This window comes from Bacillus sp. AFS073361, from assembly GCF_002567005.1.
GTDB lineage: Bacteria > Bacillota > Bacilli > Bacillales > Cytobacillaceae > Neobacillus.
Genome location: NZ_NUZU01000030.1, coordinates 1 through 21,135 on the forward strand (window position 1 = coordinate 1; position 21,135 = coordinate 21,135).

Annotated in this window: 18 protein-coding genes, 1 pseudogene and 1 other annotated feature (1 of these 20 only partly in view); of the genes and pseudogenes, 3 read left to right on the forward strand and 16 right to left on the reverse strand. The window is 38.5% G+C overall.

Features of this window, described 5'->3' with window-relative positions:
• Positions 1-14: 14 nt before the first annotated feature.
• The 13 genes and pseudogenes from COJ96_RS13850 to COJ96_RS13910 form a co-directional block, all read right to left on the reverse strand.
• Positions 15-488 (reverse strand): annotated as a pseudogene (locus COJ96_RS13850) (JAB domain-containing protein); the annotation flags it as partial.
• A 61-nt stretch (positions 489-549) separates the two neighbouring features.
• Positions 550-1,122: a Maf family protein gene (locus COJ96_RS13855; protein WP_098574210.1), complete on the reverse strand. Its 573-nt coding sequence runs from the start codon at positions 1,120-1,122 to the stop codon at positions 550-552.
• A gap of 268 nt (positions 1,123-1,390) precedes the next feature.
• Entirely contained in the window at positions 1,391-2,512 is a 1,122-nt protein-coding gene (locus COJ96_RS13860) for a hypothetical protein (protein ID WP_142333005.1), read from the reverse strand.
• Positions 2,513-2,614: 102 nt separating this feature from the next.
• On the reverse strand, positions 2,615-3,391 hold the full coding sequence (locus tag COJ96_RS13865) for a pilus assembly protein PilO (protein ID WP_098574214.1): 777 nt from the start codon (positions 3,389-3,391) through the stop codon (positions 2,615-2,617).
• Entirely contained in the window at positions 3,388-4,260 is an 873-nt protein-coding gene (locus tag COJ96_RS13870; RefSeq protein WP_098574217.1) for a PilN domain-containing protein, read from the reverse strand. Before COJ96_RS13870 ends, COJ96_RS13865 begins: the two co-directional genes overlap by 4 nt.
• Positions 4,260-5,255 carry a type IV pilus biogenesis protein PilM gene (gene pilM, locus COJ96_RS13875; protein ID WP_098574219.1) on the reverse strand — a complete coding sequence of 332 codons (996 nt, stop codon included), beginning with the start codon at positions 5,253-5,255 and terminating at the stop codon, positions 4,260-4,262. The genes COJ96_RS13870 and pilM overlap by 1 nt, the downstream gene beginning before the upstream one ends.
• A 16-nt stretch (positions 5,256-5,271) precedes the next feature.
• On the reverse strand, positions 5,272-6,027 hold the full coding sequence (locus COJ96_RS13880; protein ID WP_098574221.1) for a prepilin peptidase: 756 nt from the start codon (positions 6,025-6,027) through the stop codon (positions 5,272-5,274).
• Positions 6,028-6,029: 2 nt separating this feature from the next.
• Positions 6,030-6,545 (reverse strand): prepilin-type N-terminal cleavage/methylation domain-containing protein, encoded by a 516-nt coding sequence (locus tag COJ96_RS29485; protein WP_373561698.1) that lies wholly within the window; start codon positions 6,543-6,545, stop codon positions 6,030-6,032.
• A gap of 135 nt (positions 6,546-6,680) precedes the next feature.
• Positions 6,681-7,898, reverse strand: coding sequence for a type II secretion system F family protein (locus COJ96_RS13890; RefSeq protein WP_098574223.1), 1,218 nt, complete (start codon positions 7,896-7,898; stop codon positions 6,681-6,683).
• Positions 7,891-8,940, reverse strand: a complete 1,050-nt coding sequence (locus COJ96_RS13895; protein WP_098574225.1) for a type IV pilus twitching motility protein PilT — start codon at positions 8,938-8,940, stop codon at positions 7,891-7,893. The genes COJ96_RS13890 and COJ96_RS13895 overlap by 8 nt, the downstream gene beginning before the upstream one ends.
• A 12-nt stretch (positions 8,941-8,952) precedes the next feature.
• On the reverse strand, positions 8,953-10,614 hold the full coding sequence (locus COJ96_RS13900; protein ID WP_098574227.1) for a GspE/PulE family protein: 1,662 nt from the start codon (positions 10,612-10,614) through the stop codon (positions 8,953-8,955).
• A 15-nt stretch (positions 10,615-10,629) separates the two neighbouring features.
• A complete protein-coding gene (locus tag COJ96_RS13905; protein ID WP_098574229.1) occupies positions 10,630-11,955 on the reverse strand; it encodes a G5 domain-containing protein in 1,326 nt (441 codons plus the stop codon).
• A gap of 68 nt (positions 11,956-12,023) precedes the next feature.
• Positions 12,024-12,659 (reverse strand): hypothetical protein, encoded by a 636-nt coding sequence (locus COJ96_RS13910; protein WP_098574231.1) that lies wholly within the window; start codon positions 12,657-12,659, stop codon positions 12,024-12,026.
• A gap of 232 nt (positions 12,660-12,891) precedes the next feature.
• On the opposite strand from COJ96_RS13910, the gene COJ96_RS13915 reads away from it, so the two are divergent.
• Genes COJ96_RS13915 through COJ96_RS13925 form a run of 3 tightly spaced genes read left to right on the forward strand, consistent with a single transcriptional unit; the run spans position 12,892 to position 15,053 of the window.
• Positions 12,892-13,347: a type IV pilus modification PilV family protein gene (locus COJ96_RS13915; RefSeq protein WP_180230117.1), complete on the forward strand. Its 456-nt coding sequence runs from the start codon at positions 12,892-12,894 to the stop codon at positions 13,345-13,347.
• 12 nt (positions 13,348-13,359) lie between these two features.
• The gene (locus tag COJ96_RS13920; protein WP_180230118.1) at positions 13,360-13,842 is read left to right on the forward strand and encodes a prepilin-type N-terminal cleavage/methylation domain-containing protein; all 483 of its coding nucleotides are present in this window, start codon (positions 13,360-13,362) and stop codon (positions 13,840-13,842) included.
• Positions 13,839-15,053, forward strand: coding sequence for a type II secretion system protein (locus tag COJ96_RS13925; RefSeq protein ID WP_098574238.1), 1,215 nt, complete (start codon positions 13,839-13,841; stop codon positions 15,051-15,053). The genes COJ96_RS13920 and COJ96_RS13925 overlap by 4 nt, the downstream gene beginning before the upstream one ends.
• A 53-nt stretch (positions 15,054-15,106) precedes the next feature.
• Here the strand turns inward: COJ96_RS13925 and COJ96_RS13930 are convergent, their stop codons facing one another.
• The 3 genes from COJ96_RS13930 to COJ96_RS13940 form a co-directional block, all read right to left on the reverse strand.
• Positions 15,107-16,825, reverse strand: coding sequence for a sensor domain-containing diguanylate cyclase (locus COJ96_RS13930; protein WP_098574240.1), 1,719 nt, complete (start codon positions 16,823-16,825; stop codon positions 15,107-15,109).
• Between the two features lie 63 nt (positions 16,826-16,888).
• Positions 16,889-18,211: a bifunctional folylpolyglutamate synthase/dihydrofolate synthase gene (locus tag COJ96_RS13935; RefSeq protein WP_098574242.1), complete on the reverse strand. Its 1,323-nt coding sequence runs from the start codon at positions 18,209-18,211 to the stop codon at positions 16,889-16,891.
• Between the two features lie 75 nt (positions 18,212-18,286).
• Positions 18,287-20,929: a valine--tRNA ligase gene (locus tag COJ96_RS13940; RefSeq protein WP_098574600.1), complete on the reverse strand. Its 2,643-nt coding sequence runs from the start codon at positions 20,927-20,929 to the stop codon at positions 18,287-18,289.
• A 50-nt stretch (positions 20,930-20,979) separates the two neighbouring features.
• Positions 20,980-21,135: a binding site (T-box leader), on the reverse strand; it runs 82 nt beyond the window's last position.

Genomic DNA, 21,135 nt, shown 5'->3' on the forward strand with positions numbered 1-21,135 from the left:
AAATGCCCTTATGGGCGCACCACCTCCCTTGGGTGCACGATTGAGGCATTTAAGCTGCCAATGAAAATAGTTTGTTTATGAATGACCTGGTTCTTTGTGTTTAAGTACAAACACACAAAATGCTCTTGTGAAAGAAAGCGCATATCATTCATGACATACTTTGCTCCGTCTTCAGGGGAGCGGATGACATAGCGGTCCTTATAGTCGAGGTTTGAAATCCTTCTGCCAATTTCGACGGCGGCGAGGATTTGGATGGCCTTGGCAGAACCAATCCCTTTAATCTCGGTCATTTCTTCTAAAGTAGCTGCTTTTAAAAGACGTAACCCTTCAAAATGAGTTAACAGCCGGTTCGATAATTGCAGGACCGATTCGTCTTTTGTTCCGGTTCGCAGCAAAATAGCTATTAGTTCATGATTGGATAAGCTTTGTGGGCCATGTTGAACAAACCGCTCCCTGGGTCTTTCATCTTGAGGGAAATCACGGATCATTAATGTATTAGTGGACACTTTTTTTCCTCCCCTTATTTAGGGAGTTAATGAACAAAAAAGTTTAATACGGCAACTGGTAGCCTGCCTTTTTCAATTCTCTTACCAATCGTGAAACAGGCAGTCCGACAACCGCAAAATAGTCTCCATTTATTTTTTTGACAAGCATACTTCCGAGCTGCTGAATGCCATATGCACCTGCTTTATCAAGCGGTTCACCACTTTTTACATACGCCCGTATTAAGTCGTCTGTTAACTCCCAAAACCAAACTTCTGTTCTTTCATAAAACTTTGTTGTCCCTGTTTTTGACACAATTGAAACACCTGTAAAAACTTCATGCTGACGACCTGACAAGCTTTTTAACATGGTAAACGCTTCTGCTTCATCTGCGGGCTTTCCTAAGATTTGATTATTCGCAACAACAATGGTGTCCGAGCCAATCACAAAGGCATCCTGGTTTTCTTTAAAAACAGTCTGTGCCTTCCGGTCGGCTAACTCCATTACTACATCTTTTGGAGCGAGAGCTGGGTCAAAACTTTCATCAACTTCACTACTTGAGATCGCGAATGTTAAACGGAGAGTTTCTAGAAGTTCTTTTCGCCGTGGAGAAGAAGAGGCTAAAATGAGGTTCTGCATTCGATCACCTTACCTTTATGGTACGTATTAGGGAGATACAATTCAATCCTATCAGAAATTGTAGTCTCAAACAATTTTTATATCATTAAATTTTGATGGAATTTGTAAAATTATGCAGTGGTTTTTCATTTTTTTGGAAGGCAAAAAGCCTATCAAAAATTTGATAGGCCATATTTACTATCTAGCTCCAGCGGCTAGTGTACTTCGCTAAACGGGTCGCTTCCGCTTTTCTGATTTCCCGGAAAATATCGAGGAATGTCGATAGTGATTACTTAGAAAAATATACTGACATGAATTTTAGTAAATGCTGCTGTGCGTCACTAAGATTTTTTATGTCTTTTGATTCTTGAAACGCCTTTACTTTTTCATTTGCACTAACTAATTCTGCTTTTAGATCTTTTATCTTTTCGTTTTTCACAACGGTTTTTAACGGTGCTTCTATGTCTGAAAGGACTTTACTTGCGTCTTCGGAAAGTTCCTTGGTCACAAGCGCATTTGAAGTGGTAAGTGAGATCGTTCTATAAATAGTCGGTACTGCTTTTAAAAAAGTCTTTTCTTTATCCGTGATACCAGAGAACTTTTTTTCGTCTAATAACAATGGCTTTGCAAATACATCTTCAATCCCGTCTTCTTTATACTGCGCTCCTAAGGCTTTTGCTCCTTCAATCGAATCTGCAACCCCTAGAAATAAAAAATACTTGCCATCCATTTCGACTGTTTGAGATGGAACATTTTTCGAAGATAAATTATCTGAAGTGGCTTTTGCTCCAGAATCTGAAGAAAAAACACCGCCTTGAATGACATAGGTCGTTAACTGGGAGATGGAGGCAGATGAAGTATTTTTGGCTTCTGCTGTTTTCGTTTTATTGCTGCTGGCAGGCTTGTCTGTGACCTCAGTTGGTACTGTTGTCACCGTCTTTTCAGTTGGTGATGTGATAACTAACTTCAGCATCACAACACCAATTGTTGTTCCAATTAATATAGCGAATGCTGCAGAAATTAAGATGGAGCCTAACGGACGGCCATTTTTCTTTTTGATATTCGATGTGAATGATGTTATTTTCGGCAGGGACGTTTTTTTGCTCGTTGGACTCGGTATAATTTTGAGCTCCCCAATGTCTTTGTCGGAGGACTCAGGAATAATCCAATCAAAGCTTTCGTCAACCGATTCTTGGGATGCCGCCGTCTCACTATTAACATCAGATTCTGATTCTGTATGCTCGGAATTTATTTTTATTACTCTTGGAATTGGATCACTGTTAGTTTCAACCTCATTTTTTGGAGGAACTTCTTGAATGGGCGGGTTTTCTCCATTTAATTTGATCTTAATTGTATTGCCATTATTAGGCTTGTCCACGAAATCGTACTCCTCTCTCTTCCGATGAGTCATTGGCTTCATCCTATCATAAAGACAAAAAAAAATAACAAGACTTTTGTCGTCTTGTTATCGTAGACTTTCGCCAAATTATTTATTAGTTTGGCATGGTGATAATTATGGCTGTGTGTCAGTTGTGGCAGAGAATTGGCTTAGTGGGTTGTCTTTGCCAGCTGGTTTGGGTGCATCGATTTTTGGTAATTCTCCTGCTAAGTCATCTAAAGTTGGCATGTAAAATGCAGAAATTGTCAGACTGTAGGTTAACGGCTGATCTTCTTGATCTAAACTTGTGATCTCTTGGCCGCCTGAATAACTGATTGATTCAACCACGATGATCCGTTTCAATGATTCGAGTGTTTCAATAAACTTTTCAAATTTCTTGTAGTTTGGTGATTCAACACTCAATGAGATGGTCATTTTTTTCATGCCCGCAGTTTGGGTAGAAGCTGCTTGTTGTGCCGTTGTGTCCCGGGTTGCTCCAGCTTGTGAAGTGTCAGTTGTAGTTTGTTGACCATTGGCATTTTCAGCATTTGATTGGTCAGCAGTAGCAGTGCTCACATCCACGTCTTTTGAAAAACTCATCGAACTAATCTTACTATCTGAAATGGTTTCTGCTTTCTCTAAGTCTAAAATTAGCTGTTCCTGCAACGGCTTTACAGGCAGCTTTTTCTGTAACTCCTTCGTACCTTCAGAAGTTTTTTGATTTTCTTCTGCATTTTTTTGACTAACGATTTCTAAAAGTTTTTGTTCAGACTCAAGTGACTGCTGCTTGAGATCTAAGTCTGTTTTTAAAGGAGCTAGTTTAAAGAATTGAGCATAAACAATGAATAATATCAGTATAAGAGCGACCGCACCAATTATTAGGACTTGTTTTTTTGAGAAACGGAGTTTCATGATTTAGTCACTCCTTCCTCATTGTTCTTGCTCTTTTGCGTATTTTTCTTTACCACTTCTTTATTCAACTTTAATTCAAATTGACCGGTATAGCGCGGAAGGATATTATCCTTTTCTTTCTTACCCGTTGTACTGCTGGCTGCAGTCTTAGAGGTATTGGTCGAATTTGTATTTGGTGTCGAAGTAGTGGCAGTTGTTTGCTCACCAGTTGTTCCAGATGTTGAATTTGTTTGACCGCTAGAATTGGTAATTGAATTCGAATTGGTCCCCGTTTGTTTCGTGTCTGATTGATTTGTTTGTGCCGTTGTTTGGGTTGTTGAATCTGTTGAAGAATTCGATGGATTCGTTTGACTCGTTGATGCAGCTGTACTGTCGCTTGTCGATTGTTCAGTCGCTGCAGCTGTTAACGAACTCAAACTCGATTCTTCAATCCATTTTGATTCATTAAGATTATCTAAAAAGTACGCAGCTTCTCTTGCACTATCAAATTGAACTGTTAATGATATAGTCCCAGCCTCCGTGTAGGCAAAGTTCTGAATAAAGCCACGCTCAGGTAACAATGATGTCAGATGACGCATGACAGGAAGCGTCTGAATTGGATATTCATTAGCCCATTCAATCGCACTCTTTAATTGACTAACAGAGCTAGTAGCAGAAGCTGTTTCTGTACTTTTATTTTCATTATTAGTAATCCTCTCTGTCATCGTAATTTGTCTATCTAATGATGCCATTTCATTTTTGACAGCATTAGTTTGCCAGAGGTAAAATGCACCAACAAGTATCAGCAATACCACTAAACTAGATAAAGTAATGATAAAGCCGATCTTTTTCGGTTCCTTTTGGGGAAGCAGGTTAATTTCTACTAACATTATTGCACCCCTTTTAATGCCAGTCCTAAAGACAGTAATTGACTAGGAGGTAGTTTTTCTTTTTTTCCTTTAGAATCAGATTCAAGAGAAATCTTATCCACAGGGACATCCAATCTCTCAATCATTTCATCATAAATTGCTTGAAGCATCGGATGATCACCGTTCAGTAAAAACTTTGTAATATCACTTTTTTCATTGTTAAGTGTATATCGGTAGAAGTCGCTTAATTTACTAATCTCTCTAAATATATCCTCAAACTGAATCACTAACTCTTCCGCCTCACCGGTATACTTAAATACCAATTTGCCTGTCAAGTCTTTCTTGACATCCCAAATATCTACATTAAACGGTAAAGGAAATTGACGCATAACAAGCGGCACATTTTTTTCAAAAATACAAAGGTTAACACTGGTCAAATCAAATTGGACAGAGAATATTACCTCATTAGCACTGGTATTATCAAGTTGATGATACAATCGGTACAGTGCAAGTGGAGAAATATCTGCGGCAATCGGGTTAAGCTTCAGCTTAGAAAGTAAGTTTGCATACTCCATTACCTGCTGTTCCGGTGCTACAAATAAAAGTAAATCCCGAGTTTTTCCATCACTTTCTAATGGGTAAAAGTCAAAGACGGGTTCTTCAAACGGTAAGTGAATACTTGACCCTAGTTCTAGATACAAATATCCCTGAATTTCATCATCTTGAATTTCAGATGGAATTGAAACTTTCCGGATGATTACAAGGGGATCAGGTACTAGAAAGCGAATTTGCCGTCTTTGAATTTTCCATTCATCAATACACTCCTCCAGGATGTTTGATAAGGAATCTATATCGGTAATTTTCCCATCACTGATAATACCTGGGGGAAGAAAACGCTCGTTCCATCTCTGAGCAGAAGGTGGATTTGCCTGTTTTAACTCTAGCAAGCGAATAGAATGATCATTCAAAACCAGATTGATTATTCGGTTTTTAGGTGTAAAAAGGGAAAAAGCCATGTAAAAAACCCCTTATTTAAAATCCTTGGTTAAGGAAATGTTTATACAAATTAATTAAATCCGTTCCCCAATAATAGGCGGTTAAGGTTCCAGCTGCAATAAACGGTCCGAATGGAATTGGCTGACGCCTGTTCACAATTTTAAGAAGCAATGCCAATCCGCCAATAACAGCGCCAAACAATGTCGAAAGAAAGAAGGATAAAAGGACTAGTTTAAACCCTAATACCAATCCAAGTACGGCATACAGCTTAACATCCCCGCCTCCCATTCCACCTTTGCTGACAACAGCGATGAGAAGGAGAAGTATAAATCCCGTTACGGCACCCAAAAGGCTGTCCCACCATGGGTTTAACGGCCAAAGAATCCGTTCCAATAAAAAAATCCCTGCAAACCAGATTAGAATTTTATCAGGGATGAGCATATAGTGAATATCTGAAACTACGATAATCATAAACATTGAGATTAGCGTTAGAGCAACTCCTAATTCTCCTGACCACCCGATAACTAAAGGAGCTGTCATAAATAGTAAACCAGTAAGCAATTCAAAAATTGGATAGATAGGAGAAATCCGCGACTTGCAGCCGCGGCATTTTCCTCCTTGAAGCAAATATGAAATTACTGGAATAAGTTCATAGGGTTTTAATTGATGCCCGCATGTTGGACAAGATGAACGCGGTGAAACAATTGATTGCTTTAAAGGAACCCTGAGACCAACTACATTATAAAAAGAGCCAAATGTAATACCATACAAGACTAATAGGATATAAATCATCTTTAGCTAGCTGGTTTATCTTTAACGTTATCTCTTGTAATTTCTTTCGTAGTAGTTAAATTTACAGGGGTTTCACCAGTGGCACCTACACCTCTTTTACTTCCCATAAGAAATACAGCTGTCACTTTTCCATTAACTACTGTTACAAAACCTTTCTCTGCTACAGCAGCAGCTTCAGTTGCAGGTAAAGTTGGTTTAGATTCTGGGGTAGTAACATAAGCAGCATTACTGTCGGGGTCCTTGATTTCTTCAATATATTTGGTTTGCTCCAAATACCCCAATGTTATATATTTTGTATCAGTTTGTAATGAAGCATCATTTGCAACTGCAAGTTTTGCAGAAGAAACTAATTGGTCAGCATTTGCAGCATGTGCATCTTTTTTAGAATTATCAATTAATCCTAAAACAGATGGTATTGCAATCGCTGCAATAATCCCTAAAATAACGATAACTGCAAGTAATTCAATTAATGTAAATCCTTTTTGATCTTTTAGCCTATTTTTTAACATTTGACGCATTAATTTCATCTCCCTATATGGTTCTATTAACCTAGTAATATTGTCTCTTGTAGTATACATTAATAGACATAGAAATGAAAAGAGAATTTTAAGGTACTTTGTCCTATTTTCTCAGAATTTTGGTTTTCTTGTCTATTATTGATTCATTTGTTGAAATTGGTCGAACATGCTAAACATTGGTACCATGATGGAGGTGACTATAGTTCCTACTAACCCTGCCAAAAAGACTATCATTAATGGCTCAATTAACGATTTTAACCGATCTGTGCCATTCTCTACTTCTTTCTCATAGAATTCAGCAATTTTTGATAGCATTGCGTCCAAAGCCCCAGTTTCTTCACCGATGGCAATCATTTGTGTTACTAACGGGGGAAACGCCCAGTGTCTTTCCATTGGTTCTGTCATGGAACGCCCTTTCTCTAATGAATCCCGTGACTCTCGAATGACCTTTGCTAGTACTTCGTTTTCAACGACTTTTTCTACAATCGACATCGCTTGTAGAATGGGAACTGAACTTGAGAACAATGAGCTGAGAGTTCGCATCATCCTTGCCAGTGCCGCTTTTTGAAGCAAATTACCGAATATCGGCATCTTTAACAAAAAATAATCAAAATAATATTTAGTTTGATTACTTTTCTTAATATAGGTAATTAAAAAGACAACAGCAAAAATGAACAATATAACAATCCACCAAAAAGACTGCATAAAACTACTTGCTGACAGGACAAACTTGGTGATTGCAGGCAGTTCGCCGCCCATATCATCAAACATAGAAACAAATGTAGGGACTACGGCCACTAATAAGAAAATAACTACTATAATTGCAATAATTCCAACCGCTATCGGATAAGAAAGCGCAGAAACAATCTTTTGACGTGTATAATGTTGCTTTTCAAAATGCTCAGCCAAACGATCAAGCGTCTCATCTAAATTACCGCTGACTTCCCCTGCTTTAACAAGGTTAATAAACATTTGATTAAAGATTTTCTTGTGCTTAGACACAGCTTCAGAAAGAGGATTCCCTTCCCTCATCTCCTGTTCCACATCCAGCAGGGCTTTCTTTAATGCTTTGCTCTCAGTTTGATGGGCTAAAATCGAGGTTGCTTCGACAACCGTGACCCCAGCTTTAATTAAAGTCGAAAATTGTCTTAAATAAATGACAAAATCCTGCAGTTTCACTGGAGTTCCAAGCGTTAGGTCTTTAGTCATAAGGGTCTCAGGTACTTGAGTCATTTCAATTACCCTAATACCCTCTTCTTTCAACTTTTCCATCGCTTCCCGCTTAGAACCTGCGTTAAGAGTGCCTTGCCGTTTTCCTTTACGATCCCGCCCGCTGTATTTAAATCTAGCCATTCATCATCATCTTTTCATGCAAGTATTGAGAAGCAGCATCCCTTTGGATTACGTTTCGATCCAATAGGTCTCTGATACTCATTTCAAGCGTATGCATTCCTTGGGCGCGGGACGTTTGCATTGTACTTTGGATTTGATGGATTTTTTCATTTCTAATTAGGTTGGCGATGGCAGCGTTATTTACTAATATTTCAGTTGCCGCTTTCCGGCCTTTTTTATCAGTAGTCGGAAATAACCGCTGAGAAATAACCCCAACTAATACAGAAGCTAACTGTACACGTATTTGTGGCTGCTGTGCCGGCGGGAATACATCAATGATTCGGTTAATGGTGGTCGGTGCACTTGATGTATGAAGTGTCCCTAAAACTAGGTGACCTGTTTCAGCCGCTGTTATCGCGATTGACATTGTCTCGATGTCACGCATCTCCCCAACTAGAATCACATCTGGATCTTGACGGAGTGCCGCCTTTAAGCCACTTGCGTAGTTATTGGTATCGAAACCAACTTCCCGCTGATCAATAATCGAACTCCCATGGCGATGTAGATATTCGATCGGGTCTTCTAAGGTAATGATGTGCTTTCGCATCGTTCGATTCATATAATCAATCATCGATGCTAGAGTCGTTGACTTCCCGCTTCCTGTTGGTCCCGTTACGAGAATTAAGCCCTGTGGCTTCTCAACCAGCTTAGAAATGATATCTGGTAAATCTAGTTCTTCAATTGTTGGTGTTTTGGATGCGACTGTCCTTAAGGCAATTGAAACACTTTTCCGCTGATGATAGGCATTGACACGAAATCTGGATACACCAGGAACACCATAGGAGAAATCCAATTCTCCTTTTTCCTTAAATAGATCCCACAATCCTTCAGGAATAATCGCTTTAGCCATACCTTCGGTGTCATCTGGCATGATTTTATCGGTTCCATATCTTCTTAAGTCACCATTTATACGCATCACAGGGGGAACACCGACCGTTAAATGAACATCTGAGGCTTTATATTCAATGGCAGCTCGTAATATAGCGTCAATTTTTTCTTTCATCTTCATGCTCTCCTACTCCAGAATAGCTACTTTTAAAACTTCTTCGGTTGTCGTTAAACCTTGTTTTATTTTTAATAATCCATCATCCAATAAAAAGATCGTTTTATTCTTATTTGCCAATTCCTTCATCTTTTGAAACGATTCACCGTTCATCATTGCCCGGCTCATTTCGTCATTTATAACCAGCACTTCATGAAGTGCAAGCCTGCCTTTATAGCCCGTCATGCTGCATGAGGAACAACCTTTTCCTCTAGTAATTTTGTCAATCTTCATTCCGCGCTTGGCAAAAATCTCGATTTCACGCTTCGATGGCTCTTGAACCTCCGCACAATCACGACACACTTTTCGGACTAGCCGCTGGGCAACAATCCCGCTAAGTGATGAAGCGAGTAAAAATGGTTCGACGCCCATATCAATCAGACGGGTAACTGTCCCAATTGAATCATTCGTATGGAGAGTACTTAAAACCAAGTGTCCCGTTAATGAAGCTCGAATTGCCACTTCAGCCGTTTCTTTATCACGGATTTCCCCAACCATAATAATATTTGGGTCTTGACGTAAAATCGACCGAAGTCCCGCCGCAAAGGTCATCCCTACATTCGGGTTAACCTGAATTTGATTAATCCCTTCCAATTGATATTCAACCGGGTCCTCGACGGTAATGATGTTAACTGCTTCACTGTTAAGCTTATTAAGTGCAGCATAAAGGGTTGAGGACTTCCCTGATCCTGTTGGCCCTGTTATAAGGACAATCCCCGTTGGTTTTTCAATCATCTCATTGAATCTCTTCAGATTTAAGGAATTGAAACCAAGCTTGTTCAAATCATTTAGTGTGGATCCCATATCCAAAATCCGCATAACAATCTTCTCACCATAAACAGTTGGCAATGTTGAGACACGTAGATCAACCGGATGAAAGTCGAGATTCAGCTTGATTCGACCATCCTGCGGTACCCTATGCTCAGTAATATCAAGATTAGACATGATTTTTATTCTTGCCGTTAATACACTTTGCATATTACGCGGGAGAATTCGTTCATTCCTAAGAACACCATCAATTCGATAACGGACTACCACCTTTGTCTCTTGTGGATCGATATGAATGTCACTGGCCCGATGAATCACTGCATTGGTCAATATCTGATTCACTAATCGAACAATCGGAGAATTCTGATCTGTTACGTCTTCATTTCTGTCTCGATCATTTAATGGAAGTTCATCAAGTAATTCATCGAGTCCATCATCGACATCATAATATTTATTTATAGTCCGGAGAATATCATCCTTCGTAGAAATGGCCGGTTCAATATGAAATCCGGTCGACAACCGCAAATCATCAATCACGATAAAATCCATTGGATTCGCCATTGCCACGAAAAGCTTATTTCCATCCCTTTTCAAAGGGATGATTAAATTTCTCTTGGCTGTTTCTTTGGTGATTAGTGAAAAGAGATTGGTATCAAATGGATATTGAAACAAACTGACATGAGGAATACCAAGTTGATATTCAAGCACCTCAACTAATTGCTGTTCTGTTAAATATCCTTTTTGTAACAGGGCATCTCCAAGTTTTTGAGAATCATTTTTTTCATCTAATGTAGCTTGAAGTTGCTCAGGAGTAATTAAACCTTCTTCAATTAACAAATCTCCTAGTCGTTTTCGTGATTGCCTCATTTTACATCCCTGCTTTTATTTTGGTTGTTCATTTGGCTTGCCCCATAAGTCATTATCGTTAGAATTTTGTTCGGTATTATCTGTTGTTGATGTTTGATTTCCATTCATATTTGATGAATCGGTAGTCTGGTCACCGCTGCTATCTGAATTCCCAGTTGTATCAGTCGTTGGAGTACCTGCTTGTACACTGCCAGCTAGCCCGTAGACTTCAATCTGGTATGAAGGAGGATAATAATCTTCTGAAATCAGTTCACTTTTAAGAAGTTCGTTACCATGATAAACATCCCGAAAAACCTTAATAATTTCTCCTGTTTTTCCCTCCGTTTGGACCTTTGATTTTCCTGGGAGCAGGAGCGGACTATATTGAATGATTGTCTTGTATGCTAAATCTTGTTTTTCTTTCGTATTGATTTCATATTTATATACAAATTCTTGTCCCGTCAAAGAAACCTTCAATTCTTTATTTTCTAAGAGGAGTTTTAGTTTATACTTTGATTTATTAGGATTTTCTATCATCAAATCGGTCTTTTTAGGTAGATTGACCATCGCTTCATATCCTAACTTCGAATATGCAGGTAACGTGCTGCCAATGTTTCTTTCTAGAATTTTGAAATTTGAAGGTAAGATTGCTTGATAAATACCTGTGGCAATTACGTTTAAAGAGTCTAGGTCATCAATTTTTTGCTTATTCGCAAAATCTAACAGTGAAAAACTCGCACCTTCTGAAATTTCAATTTCTGGGTTTTTATCAATGATCGTTCTCAAAGCAAACGGCACATCTGTCATTGAGATCATCACAGAATTTAGGACAGCATCCTTTTTAATTTTTCCTGCAAGTAAGAAATCATTATGAAGGTCCAAAGTCTGTAAACCGGATTCGAATAAGGAAGCTGTCTTATTTAAGCTCGCTGTGAGCTTATTGATATCAAAATCACTTGTTTTAATTGGAGAAAATAATAGTTCTAATTGCTCTTTAACCTTTAATTTATCTACCGTAATATAGGCAGGATTTTTCTGCCCATCCTTAATTGAATTGATTGTTTTTCCGGAATCTAGGTGAAATTGGTTTAAATCAAATGAAGCGGTTTTTTCTCCATATTGAAGTTGGATCTTTGTCTGTTTCACCCATTCAACGTATTTTTCCTCTAACAGACCTTTAGCTTCCATTTCTGTCTTTCCTGAAACATCTAAAGCACCGACCGTGGTACCATCAGAGAATTTTCCATCTGCATTTGTCATTTTTTCAAATGCTTTTGCCCCAAAATGAGAAAAACTAAAAATAAATGCTGTACTAAATAGTAAAACAACAAACAATTTGATCATTTGCTGATTTTTGCCCAAAAGTTCTGTCTCCCTTCAAACACCCACATATACTTCATCTATTAAACTAAGATAGAAATTATTGTTAGTTACTTTTGTAGAACTACCTTTTCTTTCGATTCAATTACATGTGAATCCACTTGCTCTGTTCTTAATTCAAGCTCTAATAAACTTTCAATTTCTGATAAATAGTCATTTTCCATGTCTTGATCATTAATTTGCGTTTTTACATCTACTACTTCATTATCTCTATCTAGTAAAAAGGAGATATCCATATCAATTGGCTCCTGCTCACTAACAGGTACATCTACAATTTCAGACAATTCTTGAGGATCTTTTTCTACTTTAAGATGGGACGAATTAGCTAATGGTAATTCATTGCTAATTTCCACCAAATTAATATCTTTTAAATTTTCAATTTCGTAATCAGAATTGCGGCCTTCAAATTCAACATCCATTGGTTCTTCTAATAGAGGATTTTTTGGTAATAAAACTGTTCCCATCCGGTTATTCATAAAGAAAGCTGCAAAAAAACTGAGCGCTAAAAGTATTAATGCCGTCTCCCACAACGGAATGATTGAAACGGCTGCCAGTCCTCCAAGAGATAAAATAAAACTAATTAATACTAAAAGGAGTTTCCCTTTTAAGGTGTAACCTAATGGCAGCAAGTATATTATTAACGTGAGTATAACCACCGAACTAAAGGCCCATAAAATTGATTGCATTCTTTCACTCTCCTTTTAATTAGTCATTTTATACTATTAAACTACATTTTCCTTCAAATGATTTAATTTTTTTGTAGAATTCTTCAAATATTAGACAAAATTCGCCTAATAAATATTGTATAATACTTTTAAGTTGTTTAAAAGATGATGGAAAATAATTTTATAGGTAGATAATCCTAATTATTTTTCCGTCTATTTGTACTAATTTTGCTATCATTAAGGAATGATTAGAATGAAATTAATTCGCAATGAAAGAGGAGTCACTTTAATCGAGGTTCTTGTATCCATTGTGCTTCTTTCAATTATCTTTTTATCCGTTATGAGATTTTTCCCACAAATGGGACTTATGAATAATCAAAATCAAGATAAGGCAAAAGCTATAAACCTTGCTAAAGAAGTTCTTATTAATTGGCAAGAATCAAGTGATGTGAAATGGTTTTTAGTTAAGACTGATCAAGCAGTGGGTTTTACCCCGACTGATTCAAAAGTGACATATAATAGGTTCTACTCTGATCCAACCTATTATTATTTTGAAACGACTAAAGATCCATATGACGTGAATATTAAAATTAAGAGATTTCCTGAAACAAGTTCAAGATTATCAAGTATCCATTCGATTGTTGTTCAATTGATAGATAAAAAGAATAGACATGTCATTACTGAAACATTCGGATATGTTAAAAGATAGGAAATGAGATATATGAAGAGAACTGAAAATGGTTTCACATTAATTGAAGTACTTGTTACCCTATCCATTCTTTCCTTTGTAGGTATTATTGCCTGGAGTGTTTTTTTTCAAGGCTATAATTTTTCGCAAAAGGCAATTTCTAAAAACGCGATGATTCAAGAAACCAATCTATTAATTACAAATTTAAAAAAAGTACATCAAACACTGATCGAATACGAAATAAAAAGTGAAAACTGTGAAATTAAAGTTACAAACCTAAAAACTAATCCTAAGCAAACGCAAATATTTAATCATCCTACGATTTGTTTTAAAATTCTTGAAATCAATACTGTGTCAGGCTCTGGGCCAAAAACAGTAAAACCCAATAATAAATTAAATGATGGCTCTTTAAATGACGTTTCTTTAAAAATTAATGCAAGTGATAAAAATAATCCACAAAACAGTATAACTCAAGATACATTTCTTTATCGAATGAAGGGTGCGGATTATCAATGAAGAATTTAATGAAGAATGAACAAGGATATGCCCTTGTAACCGTATTATTGATCATTACCGTTTTTATGGTTGTATTCCTCTCCTTCATGGGGCAGGCATTTAGCAGTGTGAAACAAAATCAGGTGGTTGAGAAAAAATCTCGTTCGGTTGCTGCAGCTGAAGCGGGGATTTCGAATTACCAGGTGGAAATTCAAAAAACATTTGAATCTCAACAACAAACTGTAAGTGATTATATAAGGGATAGACCTTTGCTTCAGGATGAAAATAAATTTAAAAACGAAGCTGCTAAAAAAATGGCAGAAGTGCTACAAGGCAAAATCATTTCAACTCCTACGAATTCTCCATATCGTATGAGTAATTATATTGTTACTTCAGATCCTGACCCGAGCTCGAGTAAAGTAATTATTAGTTTTAATGTTATCGGAAATGATAACTCAAAAGAAACCACTCTTTTTACAAAAATGACTATAGACTTTGCTTCAATCATTGATCAAAGAACAATTGATACCAGTAACACATACGCAATGCCAAAATTTGATACGGTTAAACCAACATCAACATCAGATTGTACAACGTTAGATTGTGACAATGTTTATATAAACGGTAATGGTAATTTTACTGGTAATAATAACATTAGAGATAACCAAACAATTTACACTACAGGTGCACTCACTTTTGATGGAAATGGCAACGAAAATAATATAACAAATGTAAAAATCCACTCTGATGGTGCATTTATAAATAACAAAAACATGAATAGCGCTTCAAATGTAATTATAGAAACAAAAGACAGCGCTAAATTTATGCAGAATGTAAAGATAAGTGGAACATCAAAAATTCTAGTGAATAAAACATTGTATGTTAATCAACATTTAGAACTTGCGGATCATTCTTTTGTTTTTGTTGGAGGTGCAGATGCTCCAACAACTGATGCGAACTATAAGAGCGCAACGATTGATAATAATTTAAACATTCTATCTTCCTCAAAGATGTGTGTAAATGGAAATTTAGCAGCTAAAAAGGTTGATGTCGACTCAACTAGTAAATTATATGTGTTAGGTAAAGTGTGGGAAAAAGGTTCAATAAAAACTGAATATACCGTTGATCTTAATACTTTTACTAGGGAATGTGGAAGTCTTATACCGCCTGAATTTAATATTAAATGGGGAGACAATGTAAATACCATCATAAATAGCGTTGATTATAATTAACACGATAAAAAGGTGTGACCGTAGTTGTAAAGACAACTACAGTCACACCTTTTTTAACACGAAGAATACTCCGCCACCCGATTCCTCCCAGCCCTCTTTGCGCCCACATAAAGTGCCCGATCCGCATGCCGGATCAAAGCCAACGCATCTTCGGCATTCTCAGGTGCTGTCGCTACCCCAATTGATGCGGTAATCATGACTTTCTGCTGTGTTTTTTCTAAATCAAAAGATTGTTTGATGGTAAATGGCCAATTGGAAATCATTTGCCTAATTTGTTCAGCCATTTCGTATGCCTCTTCTTTGGGTGTATCAGGCAGAAGTACAACGAATTCTTCCCCGCCATATCTTGCCACCGTACCACGGCCACCTACCAACTTACTTAGTCGGCAGGCAAGCTCAAACAGAATTTCATTGCCGCTTTGGTGACCATACGTATCATTGACTTGTTTAAAATGGTCGATATCCAGAATAATTAACGATAGTGTTCGACGTTCAAATCGGGTTAATTTTTCAAATTCCTCAGTTAGTAGATTTTCAAAATAACGATAATTATATAGTTTGGTTAATGAGCAGCGTTCACTTTGAATTTTTGTCATTTCATAATGCTTGGCATTTTCAATGGCAACAGCAAAATGAGAACAAAGGATATCGATAATCATCAATTGGAACTTCTCAAATGCCCGCTTTCGTTTGGAAGCTAGTAATAACACGCCAATGACTTTTTTGCTTCGAAGTATGGGTACACCCAGGATACTTTCTGCATCATCAGGTAAATGGCCGTTTGAATATTTCTGCCACTCTTTCTTTGCTGTGTATAAGAACGTCTTTTGCTCGCCCCAAACCATCCCGATAATTCCTTCATATTTCTCTACAGGTGGTAAACTATTAGGCATGCCATCTTCCAGTTTCCGAATGACTTGAAGTTCATCATTCTTCGTTACTTCAAGGATATAGGCATAATCCACTGGAAGCATTTCACTGACTTTTTGAATCAATAACTCAACAACATCAACGACATTTAAGCGCTCGGCCATTTGATGTCCGATTTCGGCAGCCTTTTGTAAATAACCGTTGATCTTTTCACTAGAATAATAAAGTCTGAAAATCATAGATAGACTGACAAAAGGAATCCCCACAAACAACAGGGCTAAACCGCCGACTTGATTATAAAGGATATACAGTACAAACCCAATCGGAAAGGTGATGAAAGTGGTTATCGTCTCAACAATAAAATCCTTTCCGAAATAGGATTCTTTGCTTTTATAAATAAAATATAGATTGATGGAGACAATGATTTGATTCATCGCATAACTAACCACTGCATATAACATCGCTAGCCATAAGTAATTAGAGTTTTCTGTAAAATTTTGACCTACCTCTCCACCAAGCCCGAGGTAGACCAGTCCGCTGGTCAAGGAAACGAGGAAAAACATATTCAAGTTAAGCGGTAATCGGAATAATTCCCCTTTGCGAAGGATCCGTAACTTGAGTAGTAAAACAAGAACGGCTATTTGTGCAAAAATGATTTCCACAAATAAACCGAATCTTAAAAAGGCAGCAAGCGCAACCCATTGAATTAAGAAAATAAACCTATTATTTATGACAATCGGCATGGTTGCCACCACACAGGTTAACAGCAAAAAGGCAAGGATATCCATCCACTGCCCGGAGATTTGTGGAGGATAAGTCTTATAGGTGAACCAAGTTCCAGCTGGAACCATTAAAATCCAAAGTAGAAAAATCGAATTCTTGATGTATGGATTTACCTTCATGCTTATCCTCCGCTTTCGATTTTTATCGAGATAAAATTATTTTACCATCGAAAAAATATCTTGTCATAAAGAAATTTTCTTATTTTTCAAAAACTGGTATAAAAATGGTTTTACTTCTGAAATAAAATAAAGTGACCCTGTTATAACTAATATGTTGTCGTTATCCAGTGTTTTTATTTCTTCTGCAAGATACGAACCCCAGTCATCCACGGCGAGTTTGTTGGCTGACCGACTGATTTTCAGTAATTCCTCTGCTTTCGCTGCGCGGGGAAAATCAAAGCTAACAAAAGTAATTTGGGAAGCAATTCTATCGAGTTTCCCAATCATCTCGTCCAGCTTTTTATCCGTTAATGCAGCAAAGACAATCTGGATATGGCGATTGGGATATCGAGTGGATAGTTCATGTGTAAGAGCTGTAATCCCTTCCTCATTATGGGCCCCGTCAATGATGACCAGTGGACTTTCCGACAGCATTTCAAATCTACCTGGCCAATATGCCTTCTTTAGTCCTGCTCGAATCGCTTGTTCAGTTAAGATAAACTCGCCCTTTTGATGTAAAAATTGGGCTGCTATTACAGCAAGAGCGGCATTTTCCGTTTGATGCTTGCCCATCATGCTGATTTCCAGCTGGTCGAGTGTATGAAATGGAGTGGAAACGTTAAACACTTCGCCCTTACCTAAGGAATTATGACCGCTTATCAAAATTTCCTGATCTAAGCGATATACGGGTGCCTCTTTCTTTTGAGCTTGTTCCTCGATGACCTTGAGCGCACCTAGATGTTTAACAGCTGTGAAAAGGGCGGTACTCTTTTTAATAATCCCTGCTTTTTCAAAAGCAATTTCCTCATATGTATCTCCGAGGATATTGGTGTGATCAAGACCGATATTCGTAATGATGGAAGCTAACGGTTGGATAATGTTGGTTGAATCAAAGCGACCGCCTAATCCTACTTCAAAAATAACGATGTCAACCTTGTTCAAACTTGCGAAATAATGAAACGCCATGGCGGTAATCACTTCAAACTCCGTTGGGCCGCCTAGGTCCGTTTCTTCTAATTCATCTGCTAATGGGCGAATGATATTTGTTATCTGAAGCAGTTCCTCATCGCTAATTGCTTTGCCATTGACACTAATTCGTTCGTTAAACTGTTCAATATAAGGGGAGGTAAAGGTTCCGACCGTATACCCCCCTGCTTCAAGAATGGAACGAAGATAGGTAACTGTAGACCCTTTACCATTGGTCCCGCCAATATGAACGGTCTTCATTTTTGTTTCGGGATGGCCGAGTCTTTCCATCATCCATTCCATCCGCTTTAAACCTGGCTTGATCCCTAGTCTTAACCGAGCATGGATCCATTCTAGGGCTTCTTTATATGTAGTAAACATCCGTGACACCCCATCTTTTTTGTATGTGTAATAAGATGAGACGACTCCATTGCTGGACTCGCCTCATCATTTAGTTTACCCTCTTAATTCTTTAATTCGAGCTTCTACGATCGCTCTCTTCTCACGATAATCACTTTCTTTTGCCCGCTCTTCAGCTACAACATTCTCAGGGGCTTTTTTCATGAAGCCTTCATTACTCAATTTCTTCTGAACTCGTTCCACTTCTTTATTTAAGCGGTCGAATTCTTTTTGTAGACGAGCAATTTCTTCGTCGATGTTAATCAAGCCCGCAAGCGGCAGGATGATTTCAACGCCAGTTATAACGGCTGTCATGGCTTTTTCAGGCGTTTCAAGTTCCACACCCATTTGCAATTCTTCAGGATTACAGAAACGTTCAATATAGCTGCGGTTATTCTCAAGCGATGTAAGAACTGTTTCATCCTTCGCTTTGACGAGCATTTTGATTTTCTTGCTCATTGGAGTGTTTACTTCCGCACGAATATTTCGTACAGAACGAATCATTTCCATGAGTAATTTCATTTCTTGGGCTGCTTGGTCATCAGAAAGAGCTGGATCTACTTCCGGCCACTTCGCTGTCGTAATGGAATCACCTTGGTGTGGAAGGTTTTGCCAAATTTCCTCGGTGATAAATGGCATGAATGGATGTAACAATCGCATCGTTTGATCCAATACATGAGCTAGAATGGAACGAGTGGTTTTCTTAGCTGCTTCATCTTCGCCATATAACGGAAGTTTCGCCATTTCAATATACCAGTCACAGAAGTCATCCCAGATAAAGTTGTACAATGCACGGCCTACTTCACCGAATTCATAGCGGTCAGAAAGTCGTGTCACATGTTCAATCGTTTCATTTAAGCGTGTTAAAATCCATTTGTCGGCAACTGATTTTTCGCCGCTGAAATCAATTTCATCATAGGTCATGCCGTCCATATTCATTAACGCAAAGCGGGACGCATTCCAAATTTTATTGGCAAAGTTCCATGTGGACTCTACTTTTTCAAAACTGAAACGTAAGTCTTGACCCGGAGAACTTCCAGTTGAAAGGAAATATCTTAACGCATCAGCACCGTATTTTTCGATAACATCCATCGGGTCTACGCCGTTTCCAAGGGATTTACTCATTTTACGGCCTTGCTCATCCCGAACGAGACCATGGATGAGGACATCTTTAAATGGACGCTCGCCGGTAAACTCGATGCTTTGGAAAATCATACGGGATACCCAGAAGAAGATAATATCATAGCCAGTTACTAACACGTCGGTTGGGAAGTAACGCTTGAAATCAGCTGCTTCTGTATTTGGCCAGCCCATCGTTGAGAACGGCCATAATGCCGAACTGAACCAAGTATCTAAAACATCTTTATCCTGTTCCCAGTTCTCCGCATCTGCAGGTGCTTCTGTTCCCACATATACCTCACCTGTTTGCTTGTGGTACCAAGCCGGGATCCGGTGACCCCACCAAAGCTGTCTTGAAATACACCAGTCGCGGATATTTTCCATCCAGCGCAGGTACGTTTTTTCAAAGCGGTCTGGAACAAAGTTTACTTTCGCTTCTTTATCTTGCAGGGCAATCGCTTCATCTGCGAGCGGCTGCATTTTAACAAACCATTGGGTGGAAAGATACGGTTCAACCACTGCACCGCTTCGCTCAGAGTGACCTACGGAATGTGGATGCTCTTCAATTTTGAAAAGAACACCTTGTTCCTGCAAATCTTTCACGATTTGCTTGCGGCATTCGAAACGGTCTAAACCTTTATATTTGCCGGCTTTATCATTCATCGAGCCATCTTCGTTCATAACAAGAATCCGTTCTAAGTTATGACGATTACCAAGTTCAAAGTCGTTCGGGTCATGGGCAGGTGTAATTTTAACCGCTCCAGATCCAAATTCCATATCGACATAATCATCAGCCACAATTGGAATTTCGCGGCCAACGATTGGCAGAATGACGTTTTTACCAATGAGGTGCTTATAGCGGTCATCTTCCGGATGAACAGCAACAGCCGTATCGCCTAGCATTGTTTCGGGACGGGTTGTCGCCACCTCAATATGTCCTGAACCATCGGCAAGCGGATAGCTCATATGATAAAAGGCACCTTGAACATCTTTATAAATTACTTCGATATCTGATAGTGCTGTTTTGGTGGACGGATCCCAGTTAATAATATATTCGCCGCGGTAAATGAGGCCTTTTTTATAAAGGGTAACAAACACCTCTTTAACAGCATCTGATAAGCCTTCATCAAGCGTAAAGCGCTCGCGGCTGTAATCTAAGCCTAATCCTAGTTTCGACCATTGCTGACGGATATGAGAAGCATACTCTTCCTTCCACTTCCATGTTTCCTCAACGAATTTTTCTCTGCCTAAATCGTAGCGGCTTTTGCCTTCACTGCGAAGTTTTTCTTCTACCTTTGCTTGGGTAGCAATCCCCGCATGGTCCATCCCCGGTAACCAAAGCACATCATAGCCCTGCATCCGCTTCATACGGGTCACGATATCTTGCAGCGTTGTATCCCAGGCATGACCTAAATGAAGTTTCCCTGTTACGTTTGGCGGTGGAATAACAACCGTGTATGGCTGCTTACTTTCATCATCTTTTGCTTCGAAAAACTTCCCTTGCAGCCACCATTCATATCGACCTTTTTCAATCGTTTGCGGGTCATATTTAGTAGGCATTGTTAGTTCCTTTGTTTCCATTGTAAAATCCTCCTTTGATTCCTTTTCCACATAAAAAACCCCAATCGTCATAAAAGGACGAATGGAGTTTGCTTCGCGGTACCACCTTTTTTCCAATCAAAAAAACTGATTGGCACTTATGTAGATAACGGATTTTGTCCGTCTCCAACTAATAGGATTCTTATAATCCGTTCGCAGAAGAAGCTCGTGGGCGACCTTCCGACTGT

Bases quoted from the DNA above. Each gene is read 5' to 3' on its own strand.
- COJ96_RS13930 (WP_098574240.1), bottom strand. From the start codon at position 16,825: ATGAAGGTAAATCCATACATCAAGAATTCGATTTTTCTACTTTGGATT.
- COJ96_RS13855 (WP_098574210.1), bottom strand. From the start codon at position 1,122: ATGCAGAACCTCATTTTAGCCTCTTCTTCTCCACGGCGAAAAGAACTT.
- COJ96_RS13900 (WP_098574227.1), bottom strand. From the start codon at position 10,614: ATGAGGCAATCACGAAAACGACTAGGAGATTTGTTAATTGAAGAAGGT.
- COJ96_RS13890 (WP_098574223.1), bottom strand. From the start codon at position 7,898: ATGGCTAGATTTAAATACAGCGGGCGGGATCGTAAAGGAAAACGGCAA.
- COJ96_RS13910 (WP_098574231.1), bottom strand. From the start codon at position 12,659: ATGCAATCAATTTTATGGGCCTTTAGTTCGGTGGTTATACTCACGTTA.
- pilM (WP_098574219.1), bottom strand. From the start codon at position 5,255: ATGGCTTTTTCCCTTTTTACACCTAAAAACCGAATAATCAATCTGGTT.
- COJ96_RS13865 (WP_098574214.1), bottom strand. From the start codon at position 3,391: ATGAAACTCCGTTTCTCAAAAAAACAAGTCCTAATAATTGGTGCGGTC.
- COJ96_RS13870 (WP_098574217.1), bottom strand. From the start codon at position 4,260: ATGTTAGTAGAAATTAACCTGCTTCCCCAAAAGGAACCGAAAAAGATC.
- COJ96_RS13920 (WP_180230118.1), top strand. From the start codon at position 13,360: ATGAAGAGAACTGAAAATGGTTTCACATTAATTGAAGTACTTGTTACC.
- COJ96_RS13915 (WP_180230117.1), top strand. From the start codon at position 12,892: ATGAAATTAATTCGCAATGAAAGAGGAGTCACTTTAATCGAGGTTCTT.
- COJ96_RS13935 (WP_098574242.1), bottom strand. From the start codon at position 18,211: ATGTTTACTACATATAAAGAAGCCCTAGAATGGATCCATGCTCGGTTA.
- COJ96_RS13860 (WP_142333005.1), bottom strand. From the start codon at position 2,512: ATGACTCATCGGAAGAGAGAGGAGTACGATTTCGTGGACAAGCCTAAT.
- COJ96_RS13940 (WP_098574600.1), bottom strand. From the start codon at position 20,929: ATGGAAACAAAGGAACTAACAATGCCTACTAAATATGACCCGCAAACG.
- COJ96_RS13880 (WP_098574221.1), bottom strand. From the start codon at position 6,027: ATGATTTATATCCTATTAGTCTTGTATGGTATTACATTTGGCTCTTTT.
- COJ96_RS13895 (WP_098574225.1), bottom strand. From the start codon at position 8,940: ATGAAAGAAAAAATTGACGCTATATTACGAGCTGCCATTGAATATAAA.
- COJ96_RS29485 (WP_373561698.1), bottom strand. From the start codon at position 6,545: ATGCGTCAAATGTTAAAAAATAGGCTAAAAGATCAAAAAGGATTTACA.
- COJ96_RS13925 (WP_098574238.1), top strand. From the start codon at position 13,839: ATGAAGAATTTAATGAAGAATGAACAAGGATATGCCCTTGTAACCGTA.